The sequence below is a fragment of the Dokdonella sp. genome (assembly GCF_035511235.1).
Taxonomy (GTDB): Bacteria; Pseudomonadota; Gammaproteobacteria; order Xanthomonadales; family Rhodanobacteraceae; genus Dokdonella.
This window is the reverse complement of record NZ_DATKFQ010000025.1, coordinates 1-25,212: the sequence shown is the minus strand read 5'-3', so window position 1 is coordinate 25,212 and position 25,212 is coordinate 1. Positions and strand designations below refer to the sequence as shown.

Sequence of the window (25,212 nt, the reverse complement as noted above, 5' to 3'; positions counted from 1 at the left end):
GTCGCTGCACGCGGCGACCGCCCGAACGGGCTCGCCGCGTGCCCGACCCCTCTGCGGAACCGTTCGACATGCAACTCAAACAGCTGAAGCTGGGGCTCGTCGCGCTGTTCGCGACGATGGCCGCGGTGCCCGCGGCCGCCGATCCGGGCTCGCGAAAGATCGACGGCATGGATCTGCTGGAGGTGCCCGCGCTCCGCTCCGAGCAGGCATCCACCAGCCTGCTGCTGGGCCTCGCCGGCGCCGGTGCGCGGCTGGTGGCGGTCGGCGAGCGCGGCATCGTGGTGTACACCGACGATGGCGGAAAGACCTGGTCACAGGCCGACGTCCCGGTCTCGGTGACGCTGACGCGCGTGGTGTTTCCGTCGCCGCGGACCGGCTGGGCAGTCGGACACGACGGCGTCATCCTGAAGAGCGAGGACGCCGGTCTCAGCTGGCGCCGCGTCATCGACGGCAACACCGTCAACGCGCTGGTGATCGCCGATCTCACCGAGCGGGCGGCGGCATTCGAGGCCGGCATGACGGCCGGCGACGAGGAGGCCGCCGAGCAGCTCGACCTGCTCGCGCTCAGTCTCGAAGACGCCCAGTCCGGCGCCCATTTCGGCCCGACCCGGCCGCTGCTCGATCTGTGGTTCGACGACGACACGACCGGATACGTCGCTGGCGCCTTCGGACAGCTGCTGAAGACGCGTGACGGGGGTGGCAGCTGGCAGTCGCTCACCGGTCGCGTGCCCAACCCCGACAACCTGCATTTCAACGCGATCGGCAAGATCGCCGGTATCGGCCTCTTCGTGGTCGGCGAGCGCGGATCATTGTGGAAGTCCGCCGATGACGGCGAGAGCTGGACGGCTTCGGACACCGGCTATCAAGGCCATCTTTACGGCGTCTTCTCCCCCGGCGGAACGACGCTGCTGGCCTACGGATTTGCCGGCACCCTGTACCGCTCGGACGACGGCGGGCTCTCCTGGACGGAACGTCCGCGCGTGACGACCAAGGCACTGGTCGGACACGTCGACGAAGGAGGCGGCAGATTCGATCTGATCTCGCGTGACGGCTACGCGTTCCCGAGTACCGACGGCGGTGCCTCGTTCGGGGCTCCGGTGCGCCTGCCGCTGCGTGCCGTTGCAGCGGCCATCCCGTGGCCGGACGGCCAGATCGCGATCGCCGGCGCCGGTGGCGTGGCCATCGTCGCCTCGCCTGCCGGGAGGGCCGGTCCATGAGCGAGATCGACACCCGCAACCTGCCGGCGTCGCCGAGCGGACCGGCTTTGGTGAAACGTATCGAGCATGCGTTCGAGGACCGCTTCGAATCCCTGCGCCTGCCGGTCCTGGTCGGCTTCCTGCTGGTATCGGCCTTCCTGCTCTACCAGGCGCTGCATCTGCGTCCGGACGCGAGCTTCGAGAAGATGATTCCGGGCGCGCATCCGTACATCCAGAACTTCCTCGAATACGAGAACGAGCTGCGGCCGCTCGGCAACGTCGTGCGGGTGGCCGTCGAGGCCCGAGAGGGCGACATCTACACGCCGCAGTTCCTGGACACCTTGCGCAAGGTCACCGACGAGGTGTTCTACATTCCGGGCATCGATCGCGGCGCGATGAAATCGATATGGACGCCGAACGTGACCTGGAACGAGGTCACCGAGGACGGCTTCGTCGCCGGCCAGATCATTCCGCAGACCTACGACGGCAGTGCCCGGGCGATCGAGGAGGTGCGCACGAACGTGGCGCGCGCAGGCATCGTCGGTTCGCTCGTCGCCAACGACCACAAGTCGGCCGTCGTGATCGCGCCGCTGCAGGAGGTCAATCCCGAGACCGGCGAGAAGCTGGACTACGCCGACCTCTCGCGCGAGCTGGAGACCCTCGTTCGCGACAAGTACGCCGGCGAAGGCGTCCGCATCCACATCGTCGGCTTCGCCAAGATCGTCGGCGACCTGATCGAGGGGGCCGAGGCCATCGCGCTGTTCTTCGCGATCACCTTCCTCCTTACCGTCCTCGTGCTGTGGCTGTACACCCGCTGCTGGCGCATCACCTTCGCCACCGTGTTCTGCTGCAGCCTTGCCGTGATCTGGCAGCTGGGCACGGTCAGGCTGCTGGGGCTGGGCCTCGATCCGTACTCGATCCTGGTGCCGTTCCTCACGTTCGCGATCGGCGTCAGTCATGCGGTCCAGAACGTCAGCGCGATGTCGGCGGGGCGGGTCAGCGGCCTGTCGGACATCGACGCGGCCAAGGCCACGTTCCGGACGTTGTTCATTCCCGGGACGATCGCCCTGTTGTGCAACGCGGTCGGCTTCTCGACACTGCTGCTGATCGACATCGGCGTGATCCGCGAACTGGCCATCAGTGCCAGCGTCGGCGTCGCGGTGATCGTGTTCACCAAGATGTTCCTGCTGCCGGTCCTGATGTCCTACCTCGGCATCAGCCCGCGCGGACTGGCCCACCAGCGCCGGCGCATGCAGGGCCGCTATCGCTGGGCACGTGTCCTGGCCAGCGTCGCCGGCCGCCGTCGCGCATGGCTGGTCGTGTGCGCCGCAGCGGGCATCGTCCTCCTCGGACACCTCGCCAGTCGGGGGCTGAAGATCGGCGACCTCGATCCGGGTGCGCCCGAGCTTCGCGTGGATTCGCGCTACAACACCGACAATGCCTTCATGGTCGAGCACTACTCGACCAGTTCCGACGTGTTCGTCGTCATGGTCACTACGCCCACCGGCGAGTGCGGATCCTATCCGGTCGCCGCGGCGGTCGATCAGTTGCAATGGCGCCTGGACAACCTGCCGGGCGTGGAGGCCACATCGTCGCTGTTCTCGGCGATGAAGAAGGTGCTGTCGGGCCAGAACAGCGGCGACCTGCGCTGGCAGAGCCTCACCCGCAACCGCTACAGCAGCAACGCCGCCCATCGCCTGCTGCCGTCGGAGCTCTACACCAGCGATTGCACCATGGTGCCGCTGCTGGTCTTCCTCGAGGACCACAAGGCCGAGACCCTCGCCCGCGTGGGAGACGCCGTGCTCGAGTTCGCGAAGGCGCACGCGACGGCCGACATCCACTTCAAGCTGGCCGCCGGCAATGCCGGCATCGAGGCCGCCACCAACGACGTGATCAAGCGGTCCAAGCCGCTGATGCTGGGGCTGGAATACCTGATCGTCGCCTTGCTGGTGCTGTGGGAGTTCAAGTCCTGGCGCGTCATGCTGTGCATCATGATCCCGCTCTACATCACCTCGGTGCTGTGCGAGGGCGTCATGGCCACGCTGGGGCTGGGCGTCAAGGTGGCGACCCTGCCGGTGATCGCGCTCGGCGTCGGCATCGGCGTCGACTACGGCATCTACATCTACAACAAGCTCGAGCACTTCCTGGAAAAGGGGCTGGACCTGCGCGACGCCTATTTCGAGACGCTCAAGACGACCGGCATGGCCGTCGCGCTGACCGGCGTGATGCTCGCGCTCGGCGTGGCGACGTGGATCTTCTCGGACATCAAGTTCCAGGCCGACATGGGCTTGCTGCTGACCTTCATGTTCATCTGGAACATGCTCGGCGCCGTCGTGATGATTCCGGCCCTCGCCGCGCTGCTGCGGCCGCACCGCGCGCGTCGGGCAGCGCCGGCGGCACAGCCCCTGACGATGAGGCCGTGATGTCGCCCCGGACCGTGCACGAGGAACCCCGCAGGACGCGGCGCGTGCTGCTCGCCGGCTGGCTCGGGACCACGATCGAGTTCTACGACTTTTTCATCTACGGCATGGCCGCCGCCCTGGTCTTTCCGAAGCTGTTCTTCCCCCAGCTGGGCGCAGCGGCCGGCGCGACCGCCTCGTTCGCGACCTTCGCCGTCGCCTTCGTGGCCAGACCGCTCGGTGGGATCGTCTTCGGCCACATCGGCGACCGCGCCGGGCGCAAGACGACGCTGGTGGCAACCCTGCTGCTGATGGGTATCGCCACCGTGGCGATCGGCCTCTTGCCCAGCGGGCAGATCATCGGGATCTGGGCGCCGATCCTCCTGATCGTGTTCCGCTTCCTGCAGGGGCTTGCGGTCGGCGGGGAATGGGCCAGCGCGGCGTTGTTCGTCGGTGAGTACGCGCCCGACGACAAGCGCGCCGTCTATGCACTGTCGCCGAGCCTCGGCACCTGCTCGGGACTGCTGCTGGCGACGCTGACGTTCCTGGCGAGCGGCGCGCTGCTGAGTGCCGAGGCGTTCGAGAGCTGGGGCTGGCGCGTGCCGTTTCTGTTCAGCATCGTCCTGGTGATCGTCGGGCTCTTCGTCCGCCTCGGCATCGCCGAGACGCCCGTGTTCAAGGATGCGGCGGCCCGTGCCGATCGCAGCCGTTCGACCAAGCCGCCGCTGGTGCAACTGTTCCGTCATCAGTGGCGTGAAGTGGTGCTGGCCGCGGGGGCCAGCGCGATGTGGCTCGCGTTCTTCTATCTCGGAGCGGTCTATCTCACCCACTACGGCACGGCGGTCCTGGGGTTGAGCCGCAGCCGGATGCTCGGCGTGAATCTGGTCGCCGTCGTCCTGTGCATCGCCGCGACGATCGGCGGCGCGGTGCTCGCCGACCGGTTCGGGCGTCGCAAGGTGATGCTGGCGGTCAACGCCCTGGCCGTGCCGTGGGCCTTCGTTCTGTTTCCTCTCGTCGACACCGGCGAGGTGATGCTCGTGGGCGTGGCGACGAGCGTGACGCTGATTCTCGTCGGCTTCGCCAGCGGCACCACCACGGCGTGGCTGCCGGAGATCTTCCGGACCGCCTACCGGTCCACCGGGACCGGCGTCGCGTTCAATCTCGGGAGCATGGTCGCCGGCGCGATTCCGCCGATCCTCGCCGCGCCGATCCTCGCCGCCTACGGCAGCGCCGGGCTCGGCGCGATGATGGCGCTGATCGCGGCGGTGGCCACCGCCTCGGTTCTGTGCATGCGCGAAACCGTGGGGACGAGCCTGGACGCCCCGGCGGGTTCCGCTACGGATCACCGCGCACGCTCGCTTCCGGCTTCCGCGAAAGGGCGGACGCCTCAACTGCAGGAAGGTGAACCATGAACAGATCCACCGTCGTCGTCGTCGGAGCCGGTCCGGTCGGCATGCTCACGGCGCTCGGCCTTGCCCAGGCCGGCGTCGAGGTGACCCTGGTCGAGGCGAATGCCGGCATCGTCGCCGAGCCGCGGGCGATGACCTATCACTGGGCCGTGCACGACGGCATGGAGCGGCTGGGCCTGCTCGAGGACATGATCGATGAGGGCTTCAAGCTGCGCGAGATGTGCTATCGCGTCCTGTCGACCGGCGAGGTCATCCGTTTCGACATCGATGCGGTCAGCGAGCTGACCCGCCATCCGTATGCCGTGGTGCTGGGCCAGGACCAGCTCGAAGGCATCATTCTGCGCCGACTGGCCGCGATGTCGAACGTGCGTATCGACTGGCGGACCCGCGTGACGGGGCTCGAGCAGGATGAGACCGGCGTGACCGTGCTCGCCGAGCGGGACGCGGAGCACGTCCGCTATCGGGCCGGCTGGGTCGTCGGTGCCGACGGTGCCCGCAGCATCGTGCGCAAGCTGTCCGGCGCGAGCTTCGACGGCATGACCTGGCCCGAGCGCTTCGTCGCGACCAATGTCGAATGCGACCTCGAAGCCCACGGCTGGGATCCGTGCAACTACGTCGTCGATGCGAAGGACGGCGCCGTCGTCGCCAAGGTCACCCGCGCCGGCATATGGCGCGTCACTTTCGCCGAAGACGTGTCCTTGCCGCTGGACGGCGTGGAGGAGCGCATCCATGCGTACTACGCACGCGTCCTGCCGGCGGACATGCCTTATCGGCTGGTGCTGCACTCGGCCTACAACATGCATCAGCGCTGGGTCGACCGCATGCGCATCGGACGGGTGCTGCTCGCCGGCGACGCGGCGCACGTCACCAATCCGACGAACGGCTTCGGCCTGGTCTCGGGCATGCTCGACGCCCAGGTCCTGATCGACGCGCTGGCCGCGGTGATCGGCGGCACGGCGCCGCCCTCGGTGCTCGACCGCTACGCGGAGGAACGCCGGCGCGTGTTCGAACAGGTCGCCTCGCCGTCCTCGGTGGAGACCAAACGGCTGGTCTTCCATTCCGACGATGCCGAGCGTCTGTCGCAGGATCTGGCGCGCCTGCGCGAGATCGCCGCGAACCGCGACCTGCTGCGCGAGCGGTTCCTGGTCGGCCACAGGCTGCGCACGCCGTCCGTCGTCGGGGCGGCATGAGCCTGTCATGGGCGGGTGGATGCCTCGTCGCCGGCGCAGACGAACGCGGTGACGTCCTCGATGCAGACCCGGATGCCGAACGAGGACAGGGCGGGCAGGCGGGTTGCGCCGCGGCGATCAGCACGCTGGGCAGGGCAGCGGGATGAGGGGGCATGGCGGAATCGTTGGCGGTCACTGATACGCCGCGAGCCCATGAAGCCGCTTCCCAATGTTCATCCCGGCGGCATCCTGCTCGAGGCGTTCCTCAAGCCGCCGGGCATCAGCCGGAACGCGCCGGCGCGCGGCCGACGGCGCCGCGCCGCATCAACGAGATCGTGCTCGGCAAGCGCGGCGACGGCCGATACGGCCGTTCGTCTCGCGGCGGCACCCGGTACCAGCGAGCGGTTCCGGCTCGGCCTGCAGGCCGGCTACGCCCTCGAAGAAGCGCACCGGCGCTCGGCAAGGCGATCGAGCGGATTGCGGCCTGGACCGGTCGCGGATCGGCGGATCGGTCTGCTCGATCGCGACAGATAAGCGCTCTGCCCGAGCGCTCCCCGGACTTTCCCGATCTGCCACCGGCTGACCGGTATGATGCCCGGTCCCCGCCGAGCGCCGCTGGTCCATGTCCCGCTATTTCAGTCCCGCCACGTTCCGCTTCTTCCGCGATCTGGCCGCGAACAATTCGCGTCCGTGGTTCGCCGAGCACAAGGCCGAGTACGAGGCGCACGTGCGCGAGCCGTTCCTGCAGCTGATCGCCGATCTGCAGGCGCCGATGGCGAAGATCAGTCCGCATTTCGTCGCCGATCCGCGCAAGCAGGGCGGCTCGCTGTTCCGCATCCATCGCGATACGCGCTTCGCCAACGACAAGACGCCGTACAAGACCTGGTCCGGCGCGCGCGTTGCGCACGAACGCGCGCGCCAGGTGCCGGCGCCCTCGTTCTATCTGCACATCCAGCCCGGCGACTGCTTCGCCGGCGGCGGCATCTGGCATCCGGAGCCGCCGACGCTGAAGAAGCTGCGCGAATTCCTCGCCGACAATCCGGCGGCCTGGAAGAAGGCGACGCGCTCGCGCGCGTTCGCCGAGCGCTTCACGTTCTGGGGCGAGAGCCTGACGCGGCCGCCGCGCGGCTTCGATCCCGCGCACGAGCTGATCGAGGACCTGAAGCGCAAGAACTTCGCCGCCGGCACCGGCTTCACGCAGGCCGTGGCCTGCTCGGACGAGCTGCTGCCGACCCTGGTCGACATCTTCCGCCGCATCGCGCCGATGAACGACTATCTCTGCGCGGCGCTGGATCTGGAGTTCTGAAGGCGCCTGGCGTCGCGAACAGGCGGAATCGTACGTCGGCCGTAGTTTTCGGCGCCGCAGGGTCGCGATCCGCACCTTCGGATCGCGGACTGATTCCCAGGCTCCTGGCAACTCTCAGGGCTCGAACCCATGATTCCGCAATGAGCCCTTTTTTAGTCGCAGCGTGACGCTGTCGCAGCGTGTGCACCACTCACGAGCGAGCCTTAGGCCGCTATCCCGTTTTGGGGTAGGATGGCCGCGCAGCAGAAGAGGAACCGCCGTTGGATATGCCCGTGCGTAAGAAGCCCACTCCGACAAGCACTGTCGGGCGCGGGAAAGCTGTGAAACTCGCCGACGCTCCGACCGTGGGGACCTATGAGGACGACGCGGTCCACCTAGAGCTGGGCGACAGTCTCCAAGCCTACGAGCGGTGGCCGACGCCGACGGTCATTGTTTCCGACGGCGCTTACGGCGTGCTGGGCTTCGAGGGGGATACCTCCGACCATCTAGGCGTGCCGGATTGGTATGAGCCGCACGTGGAAGCCTGGAGCCGGAAGGCGACCGGGCAGACCACGCTGTGGTTCTGGAACTCAGAAATCGGGTGGGCCGTGGTTCACCCAGTGCTGGAGCGGCGCGGCTGGCGCTACGTGAACGCCAACGTCTGGAACAAGGGAAAGGCGCATATCGCCGGCAACGTCAACACGGCGAAGATCCGCCGGTTCCCGGTGGTGTCGGAAGTGTGCGTCCAGTACGTGTTTGAGCCCCGGTTGGACAGCCTCACGCTCCAGCGCTGGCTCTACCGCGAATGGAAGCGCTCGGGTTTGGCTTTCCGCCGGGCCAATGAGGCGTGCGGAGTGAAGGACGTGGCGGTCCGCAAGTATCTGGACCAAGGGCACCTCTGGTATTACCCGCCGCCGGAGATGTTCGAGAAGATGGCGCGCTACGCCAACGAGCACGGCGACCCGGCCGGGCGCCCCTATTTTTCCGAGGACGGTCGTGCGCCGATGTCGGCCGCGGACTGGGCGCGCTACCGCTCCAAGTTCAACTGCCCAATGGGCTACACGAACGTATGGGACCGCGGGCCGTTGCACGGGCGCGAGCGGGTCAAGGTGCCGCACCTGAGCGCGAAGGCCGCGCACCTCAACCAAAAGCCACTGGACCTCATGCGCCTCATCATCGAGGCGGCCAGCGACCCCGGTGACGTGGTTTGGGAGCCGTTCGGCGGGCTGTTCTCGGCGTCGCTGGCGGCGCGCCAAGTCGGCCGCCGCGCGTTCTCTTGCGAGTTGGACCCCACCTATTTCCACCTGGGCGTGGGGCGCTTCCAGACCGAAGGCTAGGGCTCCACCACGCTATCGCCGTCGCCCTCGCGGATGTCGAAGGCGTCGGCGAGTGCCAGCGCGACCGCTGTTTCACCGCCCCGCGACAGCAGTCGGTTCCACTCGCCGATGGTGCGGCCGTGAAGCACGGTGCCGTAGGTGCGTCGCTTGAACGCCTCAATCTCGGGGTGGGCGATGCGGTCTATCTTGGCAAAATTGGTGTCCAGCCGATAGGGAAAGCGTGCCATCAGTTCGGCCAGCCGTACTTGGTAGTCGTGCATTGGGAGGTAGGCGCGCCCTTGTGGACCCCACCCGGCGACCAGCGCTTCGGCCTTGGCGAACTGCGGCGCCGTGCCCTGGAACTTGTAGCCGGCGGTGTTCGTCTGCTGGAGGTTGACCGTACGCGCTGCCGTGTCGTTCGGCTCGATGACTAAATAGTCCGGCGGGTTGTGGTAGTGGTCGTCCCGCGCCTTCGCCACGGAAGCCCCGGACACCACGACGATGTCCGCCACATGCGGCTTGCCGAAAATCAGGAACTCCGGCAGCCACGCGAGCAGTGCCACGTAGGTGTTGTTGTCGGCGAAGTGGTTCTGGCTGTCCTTGAACCGCGCTGTGATTTCGGTGGCGAGCGGGAACCACGCCTTGATTTCAAACCCCGGCGTGGGCGTGACCTTCCCGCGGAACACCGTGTCCGGGAATCCCGGGTCCTGCCGGTGCCAATGGCCCCAGCCGCCAAATTCGGGGAACTCGTTGAGGTATTCGCAGGTGTTGAACTCGATGAGGTTGCCGACCAGGGGCGACAACTTGGAGACGATTTTTGCCAAGTTGATGGCCGCGGCCGGGGAGACCGGCTTGGCGACCTCCAGCACGTCGAACTCGTGGCCGCGCAACCCCTGCAGCTTGTTACTGGCGAGCGCGATGATCTCGGCCGTCCTCACCGCTTGCTCCGGCGCACCTGGCGCAACAAATCGGCTGGGTCCACGCCCAGGCAGTCGCACACCGCGATGAAGTCGACCACGTCCAGGCGGCGCTCGCCCAGCTCGTATTTGGAGACGAAGGACTGGACCCGGCGCAGGCGCTTAGCGACCTCGGCTTGGGTTAGTCCGGCTTCCTCGCGTGCCTCGATGAGCAACGCGCGCAACTGGGCGTAGACGGGGCTGTTCAAGGGGGCGGGCATGGACGCACACCCTAAAGCCCAAAACGGAATAACCCATTTTGGAATGGCGCGGAAGGGGCAAGCGCGCTCGGTGGCCGTCGTGCTGAGGTGAACCTGTCCTCCGAGAGAGGACGCCAAGAAGCATCGTTCAAGCATCAATAATTTGTTCAACCATCCCTATACGAAAATCGACTTCGTAAGGAACGTGTCGCTCCTTGCCGCCACGCGATATCTGGAAGAACGCCAAGGGTGGCTCTCTGCACAAGGAGAAGGTCGGCCGCTCTAACTACTACATCAACGTACCGCTCTATCAGATTCTCACGGCCACGACGTGAGCCAGTGGAAGGGCTCGGACCGATTCGCGCGCTCACACGCATCTTCCCGGGCGCGGTGTGCTCGCTCACTCGAACCCCCTGCGCACGATCACATCCGGCTGCATCAGCGCATAGGTTCCGCCCTGGGCGATCGTCGCGACGACGTAGCCGGTCTCCAGGTCGATCGAGGCCGGATATTCCTGCCAGCCGATGCCGGCCTGGCCGCAGCGCGCGGTCGCGCGGAAGAATCGGTAGCGCTCGGGCCGGACGCCCGGCGGCGGCGTGCGGCCGCCGAACGAATAGGCGACCGTCAGCGCGCCGGCGAAGGCCGGATCGGGCAGCGGCGCGTTCTCGCGATGGTCCGGATGGACCAGGTCGAACGCGAGCGAGAAGTCGACGAACGGCGCGGCCGGCAGGCAGCCGGGCTGCTCGAGCTTGACCGGCGTCGGCAGCGAGCCGACGCCGGTCAGCGAGAAGACGTCCTCGGGCATCGTCAGGTCGTACACGTAAAGCGGCGGGCTGGTACCGGCCGACATCGGCGCGTACGTAGTGCCGACCTCCTGTGCCCGATAGCCGAGGTCGAGGAACAGGGCGCGCGTGTCGGCGCCGAAGCGCAGATCGAACGACTCGCGCAGCTGCGCGACGCTGGTCGTCGGCCCGTGATAGCCGAGGCCGCCCTGGTAGAGCGTGTCGAGGCGCTGCATCGCGTAGCGGAAGTCGGCGTCGCCGGCGCCGAACTGGCGGCACAGCGCCGGGATCATCGGCGCCATGTAGGTGATCAGCGATTCGCTGCACGCGCCCTGCGGCAGCGGCACGGTGCCGCTGATCACGTAGGACCAGTAGCGCACGAAATCCTCGTACGAATAGCGGTGGCGCGTGAAGAACAGGCTGTGCGCGTACTCGTGGACGATCAGCGTCTGCGAGCTGGCGAGGCCGGCCGAGGTCGGCGTGAAATAGTCGATCTCGCCGGCCTGCTGGCGATCCCACAGGAACAGGCAGGCATAGGCGCGAACCGGCTGGCCGGCGCCGCTGCCGTACGGCTGGTAGGTCGACGCGTAGCCGGCCGCACCGGGCAGCGCCGGGCAGATCGAATTGCCCTCGAAGAAGATGTCGACCGGCGCCAGCGACGGCACCGTGTCGATGCCGGCCAGGTTCGCCAGCTGCGCCTTGGCCGCGATGAAGCCGTCGGCGGCCGCCTGCAGCGTCGCCAGCGGGATCGGGCAGGGGCTCTGGCACGAGAAGCGCCAGCCGTCGTGGCCGGGCTCGCGAAAGGTCGTGTACGGCGTACCGCGCAGCGTGTCGCTGCCGACGACCAGGGCAGCGCCGGCCGGCATCGCGCCGGCGATCGACGCGAGCAGGACGAGCGTCCGCACGAACCGGCCGAAAAGGCTCGGGCGGCGGGCAGGGCGGCTAGGCATGGCGGAATCCTCACGGCGCGCGCGGCTGCGCCTCTTGCCTGGGATACGCCGAACGCCGCGCCGGGCAGACATCGCCCCGAACCGCTGTTTCCACGACCGGGCGGGCTTGGCGGGCGCGGCGAACGCATCGTCAGCATCGACGGGCTGCACCAGCAGGCAGCGCGATCCATCATCGGTGCGCTCCCGTCAGCGCCGGTCCGAGCGGCAGCCAGCGCCACACCGGCTTCCATCCGGACCACTGAACGGTTTCGTCGCCGGCGCCGTCCGCTGCCGGACACCGCCGGTCGGGTTAGCCGTACAGGGCAAGACGAATCAAGGGTTTGCGATCGATTTCCGGGCTGGCACGGCTCCTGCTGTAACCCGTGCATGGACATCGCACGCCCCGAACTCAAACTCAAGAAACGCCGCCGTCAGATGCTGATCGGCGGCATCGTCCTCGCTCTCGTCACCGCGGCCGGCGTCGGCATCGCCAGCCTCGGGCCGGCCGTCGCCGGCGTCGAGCGCTCCAGCGTCCTGGTCGATACCGTCAAGCGCGGCGAGCTGCTGCGCGAGGTGCGCGGCCCGGGCACCCTGGTGCCGAAGGAGATCCGCTGGATCGCCGCGGAGACCTCGGCGCGCGTCGAGCGCATCGTCGTCAAGCCGGGCGCCGCCGTGCAGCCGGACACCGTGATCCTCGAGCTCAACAACCCCGAGGTCGACGACCAGCTGCTGGCCGCCAAGTCGGCGGTGACCGCGGCCGAGGCCGACCTCGCGGTGCGCCGCGCGACGCTGCAGTCGACCCTGCTCGACCAGAAGGCCAGCCTGGCCCAGGTCGAGGCCGAGTACGAGTCGGCGCGCCTGCTCGCCGAGGCCGAGGCGACGCTGACCGGCAAGGGCATCATTCCGGGCATCCAGTCCAAGCGCAGCGCGCTGTCGGCCGGCCAGCTCAAGACGCGCCTCGGCATCGAGCACGAGCGCATCGAGCAGTTCACGCAGAACATGCGCGCGCAGATCGCCGCCGACCAGGCGCGCCTGGACCAGCTGGTCGCCACGCGCGAACTGCGCCAGCGTCAGGCCGATGCCTTGCAGGTGCGCGCCGGCATCGCCGGCGTGCTGCAGCAGGTACCGGTCGAGGAAGGCCAGCAGGTCGCCGCCGGCGCGAACCTGGCGCGCGTGGCGCGGCCGGGCGAGCTGATGGCCGAGCTGCGCATCGCCGAGACGCAGGCCAAGGACATCGTGCTGAACCAGCCGGTGCGCGTGGACACGCGCAACGGCATCGTGCCGGGCAAGGTGCTGCGCGTCGATCCGGCCGTGCAGAACGGCACGGTCCAGGTCGACGTCGAGCTGACCGGCGATCTGCCGCCGGGCGCGCGGCCGGACCTGTCGGTCGACGGCACGATCGAGATCGAGCGCCTGCCCGACGTGCTCTACGTCGGCCGGCCGGCCTACGGCCAGCCCGATTCGGAAGTGCGCCTGTTCCGCATCGATCCGGCCTCGGGCATCGCCGAGCGCGTGCCGGTGCGGCTCGGCAAGGCCTCGGTCAATCTGATCGAGGTGCAGCAGGGCCTGGCCGTCGGCGACCGCGTCGTCCTCTCGGACACCAGCGCCTACGATCAGCACGACCGCATCCGCCTGAAGTGATGTCCGTTCCCGCATTCCACCTTTCGCTGCCGGTCGCCGCGCCGGCTCCCAACCCGAGACCGGAAACATGAGCAACGATTCGCTGATCCGCCTGGAAGGCATCAAGAAGGTGTTCTTCACCGACGAAGTCGAGACGCACGCGTTGTCGGGGGTGCACTTCGACATCGGCCGCGGCGAGTACGTGTCGATCTCCGGCCCGTCGGGCTGCGGCAAGTCGACCCTGCTGGCGATCCTCGGCCTGCTCGACACGCCGAGCGAAGGCACCTACACGCTCAACGGGCGGCAGGTCGCCGACATCGGCCCGAGCGAGCGTGCGCATATCCGCAACAAGGAGATCGGCTTCGTCTTCCAGGCGTTCAACCTGATCGGCGACCTGTCGGTGTTCGAGAACGTCGAGCTGCCGCTGACCTACCGCGACGGCGTGTCCAAGGCCGAGCGGCGCGACCGCGCGATCGCCGCGCTCGAGCGCGTCGGCATGGCCCATCGCGTCAAGCACTATCCGGCGCAGCTCTCGGGCGGTCAGCAGCAGCGCGTCGCGGTCGCGCGCGCCCTGGTCGGCCAGCCGTCGATCCTGCTCGCCGACGAGCCGACCGGCAACCTCGACTCCAAGAACGGCGAGGCCGTGATGGAACTGCTCGACGAGCTGCACAAGGCCGGCTCGACGATCTGCATGGTCACGCACGATCCGCGCTATGCCGACTTCGCCGACCGCAAGATCTTCATGTTCGACGGCCGCGTCGTCGACGAGGCGACGATGCACCGCCTGCGCCACGAGGAAGACCAGCGCCTGATGCGTCCGGCGCGCGCCGCTGCCGCTGCCGCTGCCGCCGCAGCGGCCGGCAACGGCGCGGCCTGAGCCGCCCGTACCTTGAGCGCCCGGCCATGAACACCTTGCGATTGGCGATCCGCCAGTTGGCCCGTACGCCCGGCTTCACGGTCGTGGCGGTGCTGACGCTCGCGCTTGGCATCGGCGCCTGCGCGGCGATGTTCGGCCTCCTCAACGCGGTGCTGCTCAAGCCGCTGCCGGTGCAGGCGCCGGAGCGCCTGGTCTTCGTCGAGGGCGGCGGCACCGATTCGGGCCTGTCGGCGCGCACGATGCAGGTGGAGACGCTGCGCGCCTGGCAGCGCGACAGCCGTGCGCTGGAGGCGGTCGGCGGCTATTTCGGCTTCTTCGACTACCAGCAGTACACGCTGGCCGGACCGGACGGGCCGGAGCGTGTGCGCGCGGTGCCGGTCACGCAGAACTTCCTCGATGTGCTCGGCGTGCGTCCGCAGCTGGGCCGCAATTTCGTCGAGTCCGAGGCGGGCGGCGACGTGCCGACCGCGCTGATCAGCGACCGCTTCTGGCGCCAGCGCCACGGCGCCGATCCGGCGATCGTCGGGCGCACGCTCGACATCAACGGCAAGCCGGCCACGATCGTCGGCGTGCTGCCGGCCAGCTTCGATTTCGGCTCGGTGTTCGCGCCGGGCAGCGACATCGATCTGCTGACGCCGTTTCCGCTGACCGAGGAGACGCAGCGCTGGGGCAATACGCTGTTCGCGGTCGGCCGCCTGGCTGCCGGCGCGACGGCGGCCTCGGCGCAGACCGACCTGGACACGATCAACGCGCGGCTGCGCGCCGAGCATCCCGAACGCGGCCGCATCGGCGCGGCCGTGAAGAGCCTGGAGACCCACGTGCGCGGCCCGTTCCGCGCCGCGTTCCTGATCCTGTTCGGCGCGGTGATCTGCCTGCTGCTGATCGCCTGCGCGAACCTCTCCAACCTGCTGCTGACGCGCGCGCAGGCGCGCCGCAAGGAAACCGCGGTGCGCGTCGCGCTCGGCGCGCGGCCGCTGCATCTGATCGGCCAGACGCTGACCGAGAGCGTGCTGCTGGCGCTCGCCGGCGGCACGCTCGGCGTCGCCGTCGCGGCGTTCGCGACACAGGCGCTGTCGGGCCTGCGCGCGTTCTCGATCCCGTTGCTCGATACCGCGCGCATCGATCTGCCGGCGCTCGGCTTCGCGTTCGCGGCGGCCTGCTTCGCCGGCGTGCTGTGCGGCGCCTGGCCGGCACTGGCGCTGTGGCGCGGCGATACGCAGACGGCGCTGCGCGCCGGCGGCGGCTCCGGCGACCTCGGTCCGGCCGCCGCGCGCACGCGGCGCGGCCTGGTCGTCGCGCAGGTCGCGCTGGCCTGCCTGCTGCTGACTGGCGCCAGCCTGCTGATCCGCAGCTTCGTCGCGGTCATGAACGTCGAGCTCGGCTTCCGGCCGCAGCACGCGATCGCCTGGCGCGTCGACGCGGTGCGCAGTTTCGAGACCGACGCCGAGCGCGCCGCCTACTACGAGGCACTGGTCGAACGCGTGCTGGCGGTGCCGGGCGTCGCCGCGGCCGGTCTGTCCGATACCCTGCCGCTCGGCCGCAACCGCAGCTGGGGTGCCGGTGCCGAGGGCGTGACCTACGAGCGCGGCCACTATCCGAGTGCCTCGCCGCGGCTGGTCGACCGCCGTTATCTGGAGACGCTCGGCGTGCCGCTGCGCGCCGGCCGCTACTTCGATGCGCGCGACGGCGCCGATGCCCCGAAGGCGGTGATCGTCAGCGAGACGATGGCGCGCCAGCTCTGGCCGGGCCGCGATCCGCTCGGCCAGCGCCTGATGGGTGCGCCCGACGGCCAGCCCCACGGCACCGTGATCGGCGTCGTCGGCGACGTGCCGCGCGCGATCGAGGAGGCGCCGACGCCGGAGATGTACTTCGATCTGCGCCAGAACGCCGACTACGGCTCGGTCGAGCTGCTGGTGCGCAGCGCCGGCGCGACCGACACGCTGGTGCCGGCCGTGCGCGCGGCGCTGCGCGCGTTCGATCCGACGCTGGCCAGCGGCGACTACACGACGCTCGAAGCGGTCGTCGGCCATGCGGCCGCGCCACGCCGGCTGACCAGCTCGATGCTCGGCGGCTTTTCGTCGCTGGCGCTGCTGCTGGCCGGCCTCGGCGTCTACGGCGTGATCGCCTATTCGGTCGGCCAGCGCTCGCGCGAGATCGCGGTGCGCCTGGCGGTCGGCAGCCGGCCGCGCGGCGTGGTCGGGCTGATCGTCGGCGAAGGGCTGCGCATCGCGCTGCTCGGTGCGGCGATCGGGCTGGTCGCGGCGCTGGCCGGCGCGCGTCTGCTGCAGAGTCTGCTGTTCGGCGTCAGCGCATTCGATCCGCTGGTCTTCGTGACCAATGCGGCGATCGTGCTCGGCGTCGCCGTGCTGGCCGCGCTGCTGCCGGCGCTGCGCGCGGCCGCCACCCATCCCGGCACGGCGCTGCGATGAGCGGCGCCGCACGGTTCGAACCGGGGCGGGCGATGCTCGGTGGCGCGCTGCGCGACCTGCATCAGGCGCTGCGCAGCCTGCGTGCGACGCCGGGCTTCGCGCTGGTGGCGGTGTTGACGCTCGCGATCGGCATCGGCAGCGTCGGGGCGGCCTACAGCGTCGTCGCCGGCACCCTGCTCGAGCCGCTGCCGTATCCGCAGGCCGAGCGCATCGTGCGCATCCATCGCGAGAACCGCGAGACGCCGGCATTCGGCGGTCCGGTGTCCAGACCGCTGCTGGAAGCCTGGCGCGACGGCACGCGCCAGGCCTTCACGGCGCTCGGCGCGTTCGCCGGCAGCACCGCCAATTTCCGCGCGGGCGACGCCCCGGCCGAGCGCCTGGCCGCCTATCGCGTGACGCCGGAGTTCTGGAACGTCATGGCGCTGGCGCCGCAGGCCGGTCGCTACTTCGGCGCCGCCGAGGAAGCCTCCGGCGAGGCCGTCGTCGTGCTCGGTCATGGCTTCTGGCAGACCCGCCTCGGCGGCCGCGAGGACATCGTCGGCCGCGACGTGCTGCTCAACGGCGTCGCCCATCGCGTCGTCGGCGTGACCCCGGCAGCGTTCCGCTATCCGGGCCAGGCCGACGTCTACGTGCCGACCCATCTGCCGGTCGCCGGTGCCGATGCCGACAGCAGCTACCTGTCGGTGATCGCGCGGCTCGCGCCCGGCGTCGACGCGGCCCAGGCGCACGCGGCGCTCGACCTCGTCGACACGCGCCTGCGCGAGGCCGACGCGGGCCGCTACGGCGGCCTCGACGCACGGCTGATGCCGCTCGGCGGCCTGCTGGTCGGCGACGTGCGCCAGCCGCTGCTGGTGCTGCTCGGTGCCTCGGCGCTGGTGCTGCTGATCGCCTGCGTGAACCTCGCCAACCTGCTGCTCGCGCGCGGCGCGGCGCGGCGCCGCGAGCTCGCGGTCCGTGCCGCGCTCGGCGCCGGCCGGGGGCGCCTGCTGCGCCTGGTGCTGGCCGAGAGCGTGCTGATCGGCCTCGCCGGCGGCGGGCTCGGCCTGGCCGGCGCGGCTACCACGGTCCCGCTGCTGCTGGCCGGCGCGCCGGACCTGCTGCCGAGCCACGCCGCGGTCGGCGTCGATGCCGGCGTCGTCGCGGTGAGCCTGGCCGTCGCGCTGGCGACGCTGCTGCTGTTCTCGCTGGTGCCGGCCTTGCGCGCCGCCGGCGTCGCGCCGGCCAGCGCGATGAACGCCGAGGGCCGCGACGGCAGCGGCGGCCGCGAGCGCAGCCGGCTGCGCGGCGTGCTCGTGGCCGGCGAGATCGCGCTGGCCCTGGTGCTGCTGACCGGCGCCGGCCTGCTGATCGAGAGCCTGCGCCAGGTCGGCCGTGCCGAGACCGGCGTGAACGTCGAGGGCGTGCTGACCGCCTCGTTCGTGATCCCGACCGCGCACGATCCGTTCGCCGGCGATTTCACCGAGAGCTACAAGCGCCATTCGAATCTGCTCGCGGGGCGCCTGGATGCGGTGATCGAGCGCGTCCAGGCGATACCGGGCGTCGAGGCCGTGGCCTTGTCCGACGCGCTGCCGCTGTCGGGCATCGACAACGTCAGCTCGGCGATCCAGATCGTCGGCGCCTCCGGTCCGGCGGCCGAGGCCGGCGCCAACTGGCGCTTCGTCAATCCGGATTTCGCGCGCGCGCTCGGCATCGGCATCGTCGCCGGCCGCAATCTCGGCGCCGCCGACGCGCGTCCCGGCGAGTTCCCGGCCTCGGTGCTGGTCAACCAGTCCTTCGCGCGGCGCTTCCTGCCCGAAGGCGATCCGGTCGGGCGCCAGATCACGTTCCTGGGCGGTCCCAAGACGATCGTCGGCGTGCTCGCCGACACGCGCACGCTCGGCTACGAGCACGCGCCGGTGCCCGAGGTCTACATGCATCACGTCCAGGCGATCCAGACCCAGTTCTCGCTGGCGCTCAGGACCGCCGCCGATCCGCAGGCGCTGGCCGAGCCGCTGCGCCGCGCGCTGGCCGAGATCGATCCGGCGATGCCGGTGTTCGGCCTGCGCACGCTGGCCGACATGGGCGCGGCCGGCCTGGCGATGCGCGCGTTCAATCTGCGCCTGATGGCCGCCTTCAGCGCGATCGCGCTGCTGCTCGCGGCGATCGGCATCTACGGCGTGATCGCCGCCGCGGTCGGCCAGCGCCGCCGCGAGATCGGCCTGCGTCAGGCGGTCGGCGCGCGCCGCGGCGACATCCACCGCCTCGTGCTCGGATCGGGCCTGCGTCTGATCGTGCCCGGCGTGATCGCCGGCGTGCTCGGCGCCCTCGCGCTCGGCCGCCTGCTCGCCTCGCAGCTCTACGGCGTCGGCAGCGCCGATCCGGCCGTGCTGGCCGCGGTCGTCGCGGTGCTGAGCGTGGTCGCGCTGGCGGCCTGCCTGATCCCGGCGCGTCGCGCCGCACGCGTCGCGCCGATGGAGGCGTTGCGCCATGACTGACCCGCGCGCCGTGACCGCCGCGCCGCTCGCGGCGACCGGAAAGCCCGCAACGCGTGCGTGCCGCAGCGGCGGCGCGACTGCCGGAGAGTTCCTGCCATGACCGTTTTCGACGACCTGCGCCAGGCGCTGCGCAGCTTGCTCGGCCGGCCGCTGTTCGCGCTGGTCGCGATCGCGACGCTCGCGCTCGGCATCGGCGCTAATACCGCGATCTACTCGCTCGCGCAGCAGTGGCTGTTCGAGCCGCTGCCAGTGACGGCACCGGAGCAGCTGGTCAATCTGTCGTGGGCGCGCGAGCGCAACGGCTGGACCAGCAGCAACAACGCCGGTTCCGGCGACGCGGTGTTCAGCTATCCGACGTTCCGCGACCTCGAACAGCGCCAGGACGGTTTCGGCCGCATCGCCGCGCATCGCTCGATCGGCGTCAATCTGGCGCTCGACGGCGAGACCGCGACCGCCGGCGGCCTGCTGGTGTCGGGCAGCTACTTCGGCGTGCTCGGCGTGCAGCCGGTGCTCGGCCGCCTGCTCGACGAGCGCGACGACGCGGTTGCGGGCGTGGCCGAGTCGGTCGTGCTCGGCTACGGCTACTGGCAGCACCGTCTCGGCGGCAAGGCCGACGTGATCGGCCGGACGCTGCGCGTCAACGGCGTGCCGCTGACGATCGTCGGCGTCGCGCCGCCCGGTTTCACCGGCACCACGCTCGGCACGCGGCCGGAAGTATTCGTGCCGATCACGCTGAGCTGGTCGCGCGAGCCCGACACGCTGCCCGAGCACGAGAGCCGCAAGGCCTACTGGGTCTATCTGTTCGCGCGGATGGCGCCGGGCCTGTCGATCGAGCAGGCCGAGGAGCGCATCAACGGGCCGTTCCACGCGCTCGTCGAGGAGGTCGAGGCACCGCTGCAGTCGCTGAGTGGCGCCGAGCTGGCGCAGTTCCGCGCGTCCAGGCTGACGCTGCAGCCGGGCGCGCGCGGACAGAGCCTGGTGCCGGCACAGGCGCAGCTCGGCCTCGGCCTGCTGTTCGGCGTGACCGCGCTGGTGCTGCTGATCGCCTGCGTCAATCTGGCCAATCTGATGCTGGCGCGCGGTGCCGCGCGCGGCGCCGAGATGGCCGTGCGCGCGGCGATCGGCGCCAGCCGCAGCCGCCTGCTGCGCCAGCTGCTGGCCGAGGCCGGCCTGATCGCGCTGGCCGGCGCGCTGGCCGCGCTGCCGGTCGCGCTGTTGGTGCTGCGCCTGCTCGGCGCGCTGTTCGCCGAGCGCCTCGGCACGCTCGAAGCGGCCGGTCTGGCGCCGGCGGCGGTGGTTTTCGCATTCGCGGCGGCCGCGCTGACCGCGCTGCTGTTCGGTCTGTATCCGGCGCTGGAGCTGGCGCGCACCGCGCCGATCGCGGCGATCCGCGGTCACGGCCCGGCCGGCGCCGGCCGGGCCTCGACGCGCCTGCGCGGCCAGCTCGCGATCGCGCAGATCGCGCTGTCGATGGCCCTGCTGGTGCTGGCCGGCCTGTTCAGCCGCAGCCTCTCGAATCTCGCCGACGTCGACCTCGGCCTGCGCACCGACGGCGTGCTGGTGTTCACGGTCGCGCCGCCGCGCAACGGCTACGACGCCGACCGCTCGCGCCAGGTGCTGACGCGGATCGAGGAGACGCTGGCCGGCGTGCCGGGCGTGACCTCGGTCGGCCAGTCGCTGGTGCGCCTGCTGTCCGACGACGATTTCGGCAACAACGTCAGCGTCGAGGGTTTCGAGGCGGCGCCCGACGCCGATACCCATGCGCTGCGCAACGAGGTCTCGCCGGGCTTCTTCGCGACGCTCGGCATTCCGTTGCTGGCCGGCCGTGACTTCACGGCCGGCGACGACGCGTCCGCCGCCAAGGTGGCCGTCGTCAACCGGCGCTTCGCCGAGCGGTTCGGGCTCGGTGAGGCGCCGGTCGGCAAACGCGTCTCGCTCGGCACGCGGGTGCCGGACATCGAGATCGTCGGCCTGGTCGAGACCGCTGCGTACTCGGGCGTCAAGGACGAGGCGACGCCGCAGCTGTTCCTGCCGGTCGCGCAGCATCCGGTGCCGCGTGCGACCCATTTCTACGTGCGCACCGCGCTGGCGCCCGAATCGCTGATGCGCACGGTCGAACAGGCGGTCGCGCGGGTCGATCCGAACCTGCCGGTCGCCGGCCTGCAGACGCTGCAGGCGCAGCGCATCGAGAACATCGCCGAGGACCGCCTGCTCGGTCATCTGTCGGCGGCGTTCGCGCTGCTGGCGACCGTGCTCGCCGCGACCGGCCTGTACGGCCTGCTCGCCTACACGATCGCACAGCGCACGCGCGAGCTCGGCCTGCGCCAGGCGCTCGGCGCGGCGCCGCAGCGGCTGCGCGCGATGGTGCTGGGGCAGGTCGCGCGCATGGGCCTGATCGGCGGCGCGATCGGTCTGGCCGTCGCGCTCGGCGCCGGCCATGCTGCGCAGTCGCTGCTGTTCGGCATGAGCGCGAACGATCCGGTCGTCTATCTGGCGGCGATCGCGCTGATGGCCGTGGTCGTGCTGGCCTCGGCCGGCGTGCCGGCCTGGCGCGCCGCGCGCGTCGCGCCGATGGAGGCGCTGCGCCATGACTGATCCGATGCCGACACGCATGCCCGGCCGCCGATGCACACAACGCCCAGGCGCCTTCGCGCATCCGATGCCTGACGCCCTTTTTTGTGGAGACCTGCCGTGACCCTGATCGACGACTTCCGCCACGCGTGGCACGGCCTGCGCGCGCATCCGGGCACGATGACGTTCGCGACGGTCACGCTGGCCTGCGGCCTCGCCGCCGCGCTGGCGATCCTCGCCGTGGTCGACGCGGTACTGCTGCGCGCACTGCCGTATCCGAATGCCGAGCGCATCGTCCAGATCAACGAGCTGGCCGAAGACGGCCATACGATGAATCTGGCCAAGCCCAACTATGACGATCTGGTCGCGAGCGTGCCGGCGATGCCGCAGGCCTCGTTCTATCAGGCGTTTCCGGCCACGGTCGGCATCGACCGCCAGGCCGTGCGCGCGCCGGTCGCGATCGCCGGCGGCGACTTCTTCCCGATCTTCGGCACGGCGCCGCTGGCCGGGCGTACCTTCGGCGCCGACGAGCGTGCGCCGGTCGCGGTGATCGGCGAGGCGTTCTGGCGCAGCCGCCTCGACGCGCGCGCCGACGTGCTCGGCAGCGTCATCGAGGTCGACGGCTCGCGCCATACCGTGATCGGCGTGATGCCGGAGGCCTTCGCGTTCCCGGCCGGCACCGGCGTGTGGCTGCCGATGACCGATACCGATTTCGGCATCTCGCGCACCGCGCACAACTGGCGCGGCATCGGTCTGCTGAGCGCGCCCGGCGCGCTGGCCGAGGCGAGGCTGGCAGCCAACGCGCTGGCGACGCGGCTGCATGACCAGTACGGCGACCAGGTCAACCTGCGTGCGTTCTCGCTGATGCCGCTCGGCGAGGCGATCGCCGCGCCGGTGCGCAGCGCGCTGCTGGTGCTGGCCGGCGGTACCGCGTTCCTGCTGCTGATCGCGGTCAGCAATGCGGTCAACCTGCTGCTTGCGCTCGGTGCGTCGCGCGCGCGCGAGTTCGCGGTGCGCCGCGCGCTCGGCGCCAGCCGCTGGCGCCTGGCGCGCCAGCATTTCATCGAGGCCTTGCTGATCGCCGCGGTCGCGGCATGCGCAGGCCTGGTGCTGGCGGCGTTCGCGATCGACGTGCTGGTGCATCTGGCCGGCCGCACGCTGCCGCGCGCCGCCGAGATCGGCATCGCGCCGTCGACGATCGGATTCGCCGCGCTCGGCGCGCTGCTGATCGCGCTGGCGCTGACCGCCGCACAGTCGATCGGCGGGGAGCGTGCGCCGCTGGCCGCGCTGCGCGAGGCTGGCCGCGGCACCACCGGCGGCCGCGGCCATCTGCGTGCGCGCACCTCGCTGCTGGTCGCGCAGACCGCGCTGACGACGGTGCTGCTGGTCGGCGCCGGCCTGCTCGGACGCAGCTTCCTCGCGCTGCTCGCGATCGATCCGGGTTTCTCGGCCGAAGGCGCGGTCTCGGTGCGCCTGTCGTATCCGGCCAGCCGCGATGCGGAAGCGCTGCGCACGATGACGCAGCGCTACGCGGCGATCGCCGATGCGCTGGCCGCGCTGCCGGGCGTCGCCGGGGTCGGCGGCGTCAATGCGCTGCCGCTGACCGGCGGCGGCGCCAACGGTGCGTTCTGGGACGGCACGATGACCGATTTCTCCGGAGCGATCCCGCCGCAGCTCGGCTATGCGGAATATCGCGCCGCCAGCACCGGCTATTTCGAGGCGGCCGGCATTCCGTTGGTCGCCGGCCGCAGCTTCGACGGCAGCGATCGCGCCGACGGCGCGCACGTCGCGGTGGTCAGCGAGACGGTCGCCAGGGAGACCTGGCCCGGCCGCGATCCGATCGGCCAGCGCATCCAGGTCGGCAACATGGACGGCGACCTGACCCCGGTCACCGTGATCGGCGTGGTCGGCGACGTCCACGAGCAGCGCCTCGAGCGCGCGCCGATGGGCGCCGTCTACGTCAACGTCGCGCAGCGGCCGGCCGTGGCGACCGAATTCAACCTGATCGTGCGCACCACGCTGCCGCTGGCCGCGATCGTGCCGACGCTGCGCGAGACCGTCGACCGGATCGCGCCCGATCTGCCGCACAGCCTGCAGCCGCTGGCCGAGCTGCGCGTGCAGGCGATGGCGCAGCGGCGCTTCAACCTGGTCCTGCTCGGCAGCTTCGGCGTGGTCGCGCTGCTGCTCGCCGGCAGCGGCCTGTACGGGCTGATGGCGTTCGCGGTCGCGCAGCGGCGTCCGGAATTCGCGCTGCGCCAGGCGCTCGGTTCGTCCAGCGGCGGCATCCTGCGGCTGGTGCTGCGCAGCGGCTTCCTGGTCGCCGCGCTCGGCATCGCGATCGGCATCGCCGCCGCGGTGGCCGGCTCGCGCCTCGTCGCCAGCCTGGTCTACGGCGTGCCGGCGACCGATCCGGTCACGCTGGCCGCGGTCGGCGCCGGCCTGCTCGCGGTGCTGCTGCTGGCCGGCCTGATCCCGGCGCGCCGCGCCTGCCGCGTGCTGCCGCGCGAGGCGCTGGCATGAGCGCGCCGCATTCCATTTTCCTGCGATCGAGGAACCCGTCCCGATGAACCTGACCGACGACCTGCGCATCGCCTGGCGCGCCCTGCGCGCGCAGCCGACCTTCCTCGCCGCGGCGGTGCTGACGCTGATGCTCGGCATCGGCGCGGTGACCGCGATCTTCACGGTCTACGACGCGGTGCTGCTCAAGCCGCTGCCGTTCAACGATCCGGAGCGCATCGTGCGCGTGATGCGTTCGCAGCCGCCGGTGGCCTACAGCCCGGTCTCGGCGCCGACGCTGCGCGACTGGATCGAGCGCAGCGGGCCGGCGTTCTCGGCGATCGGCGGCTACGTGCCGCAGACGCTGAACCTGACCGGCGACGGCGACGCCGAGCGCCTGTCCGGCTACCGCATCACGCCCGGCTACTGGGACGTGTTCGGCCAGCCGATCGCGCTCGGTCGCGCCTTCGGCGCGGCCGAGGACACCGCCAACGAGCGCGTCGTGGTGATCGGCGACGCGCTCTGGCGCGACCGCTTCGGCGCCTCGCCCGACGTGGTCGGCCGCGACGTCGATCTCAACGGCGAGCGCTGGCGCGTGATCGGCGTCGCCAAGCCGGGCTTCCGCTATCCGGCCGACGCGCAGCTGTGGCTGCCGGCGTTCCTGCCGGCCGACCAGGCCGGGCGCGGCAGCAATTCGTACGCGCCGGTGGCGCGGCTCGCCGACGGCGTCAGTCTCGACCAGGCGCGCAAGGTCATGGACGGCATCACGGCCTGGCAGGCCGAGACGTTTCCCGATTCCAGCGCCGGCCTGGTCGCGCAGGTGATGCCGCTGCGCGAGCTGATCGGCTCGCGGCTGCGCACGCCGCTGGCGGTGCTGCTGGCGGCGGCCGGCCTGGTGCTGCTGATCGCCTGCGCGAACCTGGCCAGCCTGATGCTGGCGCGCGGTCAGGCCCGTGCGCAGGAGCTGGCGCTGCGCAGCGCACTCGGCGCCGGCCGCGGCCGTCTGCTGCGCCAGGTATTGGCCGAGTCGCTGCTGATCGCGGCCGCCGGCGCCGCTGCGGCGCTGCTGGCCGCGCCGCCGGCGGTGCGCGCGCTGCTCGCGCT

General features: G+C 70.6%; 16 protein-coding genes and 1 pseudogene. 14 read left to right on the top strand and 3 right to left on the bottom strand.

From position 1 onward, the window contains the following. Window positions 1–68 precede the first annotated feature (68 nt). From VMR06_RS11010 to VMR06_RS10980, 7 genes and pseudogenes are all read left to right on the top strand, one after another. Window positions 69–1,217, top strand: a complete 1,149-nt coding sequence (locus tag VMR06_RS11010; protein ID WP_325376205.1) for a WD40/YVTN/BNR-like repeat-containing protein — start codon at window positions 69–71, stop codon at window positions 1,215–1,217. Then, window positions 1,214–3,619: an efflux RND transporter permease subunit gene (locus VMR06_RS11005; RefSeq protein ID WP_325376203.1), complete on the top strand. Its 2,406-nt coding sequence runs from the start codon at window positions 1,214–1,216 to the stop codon at window positions 3,617–3,619. Before VMR06_RS11010 ends, VMR06_RS11005 begins: the two co-directional genes overlap by 4 nt. Window positions 3,620–3,663: 44 nt before the next feature. Continuing rightward, the gene (locus VMR06_RS11000) at window positions 3,664–5,007 is read left to right on the top strand and encodes an MFS transporter (protein WP_325376202.1); all 1,344 of its coding nucleotides are present in this window, start codon (window positions 3,664–3,666) and stop codon (window positions 5,005–5,007) included. Next, a complete protein-coding gene (locus VMR06_RS10995) occupies window positions 5,004–6,194 on the top strand; it encodes an FAD-dependent oxidoreductase (protein WP_325376201.1) in 1,191 nt (396 codons plus the stop codon). The genes VMR06_RS11000 and VMR06_RS10995 overlap by 4 nt, the downstream gene beginning before the upstream one ends. 192 nt (window positions 6,195–6,386) lie before the next feature. Then, window positions 6,387–6,707, top strand: a pseudogene (locus VMR06_RS10990) (HigA family addiction module antitoxin). Between the two features lie 88 nt (window positions 6,708–6,795). After that, a complete protein-coding gene (locus VMR06_RS10985) occupies window positions 6,796–7,479 on the top strand; it encodes a DUF2461 domain-containing protein (protein ID WP_325376197.1) in 684 nt (227 codons plus the stop codon). 320 nt (window positions 7,480–7,799) lie between these two features. Next, the gene (locus VMR06_RS10980; protein WP_325376193.1) at window positions 7,800–8,795 is read left to right on the top strand and encodes a DNA methyltransferase; all 996 of its coding nucleotides are present in this window, start codon (window positions 7,800–7,802) and stop codon (window positions 8,793–8,795) included. On the opposite strand, the gene VMR06_RS10975 is transcribed toward VMR06_RS10980, so the two are convergent. From VMR06_RS10975 to VMR06_RS10965, 3 genes are all read right to left on the bottom strand, one after another. Then, window positions 8,792–9,712 (bottom strand): hypothetical protein, encoded by a 921-nt coding sequence (locus VMR06_RS10975; RefSeq protein ID WP_325376190.1) that lies wholly within the window; start codon window positions 9,710–9,712, stop codon window positions 8,792–8,794. The two genes, VMR06_RS10980 and VMR06_RS10975, sit on opposite strands and share 4 nt — an antisense overlap. Next, window positions 9,709–9,951, bottom strand: a complete 243-nt coding sequence (locus VMR06_RS10970) for a helix-turn-helix transcriptional regulator (RefSeq protein ID WP_325376188.1) — start codon at window positions 9,949–9,951, stop codon at window positions 9,709–9,711. The genes VMR06_RS10975 and VMR06_RS10970 overlap by 4 nt, the downstream gene beginning before the upstream one ends. A gap of 379 nt (window positions 9,952–10,330) precedes the next feature. Next, window positions 10,331–11,617 carry a hypothetical protein gene (locus tag VMR06_RS10965; RefSeq protein WP_325376186.1) on the bottom strand — a complete coding sequence of 429 codons (1,287 nt, stop codon included), beginning with the start codon at window positions 11,615–11,617 and terminating at the stop codon, window positions 10,331–10,333. 411 nt (window positions 11,618–12,028) lie between these two features. On the opposite strand from VMR06_RS10965, the gene VMR06_RS10960 reads away from it, so the two are divergent. From VMR06_RS10960 to VMR06_RS10930, 7 genes are all read left to right on the top strand, one after another. Continuing rightward, window positions 12,029–13,282 (top strand): efflux RND transporter periplasmic adaptor subunit, encoded by a 1,254-nt coding sequence (locus VMR06_RS10960; protein ID WP_325376184.1) that lies wholly within the window; start codon window positions 12,029–12,031, stop codon window positions 13,280–13,282. 67 nt (window positions 13,283–13,349) lie between these two features. After that, on the top strand, window positions 13,350–14,138 hold the full coding sequence (locus VMR06_RS10955; RefSeq protein WP_325376182.1) for an ABC transporter ATP-binding protein: 789 nt from the start codon (window positions 13,350–13,352) through the stop codon (window positions 14,136–14,138). A 26-nt stretch (window positions 14,139–14,164) separates the two neighbouring features. Then, window positions 14,165–16,567, top strand: a complete 2,403-nt coding sequence (locus VMR06_RS10950) for an ABC transporter permease (protein WP_325376180.1) — start codon at window positions 14,165–14,167, stop codon at window positions 16,565–16,567. Continuing rightward, a complete protein-coding gene (locus VMR06_RS10945) occupies window positions 16,564–19,041 on the top strand; it encodes an ABC transporter permease (RefSeq protein WP_325376178.1) in 2,478 nt (825 codons plus the stop codon). The genes VMR06_RS10950 and VMR06_RS10945 overlap by 4 nt, the downstream gene beginning before the upstream one ends. Window positions 19,042–19,137: 96 nt before the next feature. Then, the gene (locus VMR06_RS10940) at window positions 19,138–21,636 is read left to right on the top strand and encodes an ABC transporter permease (RefSeq protein WP_325376176.1); all 2,499 of its coding nucleotides are present in this window, start codon (window positions 19,138–19,140) and stop codon (window positions 21,634–21,636) included. 96 nt (window positions 21,637–21,732) lie between these two features. Beyond that, the gene (locus VMR06_RS10935; protein WP_325376174.1) at window positions 21,733–24,132 is read left to right on the top strand and encodes an ADOP family duplicated permease; all 2,400 of its coding nucleotides are present in this window, start codon (window positions 21,733–21,735) and stop codon (window positions 24,130–24,132) included. Between the two features lie 43 nt (window positions 24,133–24,175). Next, the coding region (locus VMR06_RS10930) for an ABC transporter permease (protein WP_325376172.1) at window positions 24,176–25,212 on the top strand (1,037 nt) is incomplete at its 3' end.

What these genes read in the sequence shown, in the direction of transcription:
- VMR06_RS10970 (WP_325376188.1), bottom strand. Translation starts at nt 9,951, where the DNA reads ATGCCCGCCCCCTTGAACAGCCCCGTCTACGCCCAGTTGCGCGCGTTG.
- VMR06_RS10955 (WP_325376182.1), top strand. Translation starts at nt 13,350, where the DNA reads ATGAGCAACGATTCGCTGATCCGCCTGGAAGGCATCAAGAAGGTGTTC.
- VMR06_RS11010 (WP_325376205.1), top strand. Translation starts at nt 69, where the DNA reads ATGCAACTCAAACAGCTGAAGCTGGGGCTCGTCGCGCTGTTCGCGACG.
- VMR06_RS10960 (WP_325376184.1), top strand. Translation starts at nt 12,029, where the DNA reads ATGGACATCGCACGCCCCGAACTCAAACTCAAGAAACGCCGCCGTCAG.
- VMR06_RS10945 (WP_325376178.1), top strand. Translation starts at nt 16,564, where the DNA reads ATGAGCGGCGCCGCACGGTTCGAACCGGGGCGGGCGATGCTCGGTGGC.
- VMR06_RS10940 (WP_325376176.1), top strand. Translation starts at nt 19,138, where the DNA reads ATGACCGTTTTCGACGACCTGCGCCAGGCGCTGCGCAGCTTGCTCGGC.
- VMR06_RS11005 (WP_325376203.1), top strand. Translation starts at nt 1,214, where the DNA reads ATGAGCGAGATCGACACCCGCAACCTGCCGGCGTCGCCGAGCGGACCG.
- VMR06_RS10950 (WP_325376180.1), top strand. Translation starts at nt 14,165, where the DNA reads ATGAACACCTTGCGATTGGCGATCCGCCAGTTGGCCCGTACGCCCGGC.
- VMR06_RS10985 (WP_325376197.1), top strand. Translation starts at nt 6,796, where the DNA reads ATGTCCCGCTATTTCAGTCCCGCCACGTTCCGCTTCTTCCGCGATCTG.
- VMR06_RS10995 (WP_325376201.1), top strand. Translation starts at nt 5,004, where the DNA reads ATGAACAGATCCACCGTCGTCGTCGTCGGAGCCGGTCCGGTCGGCATG.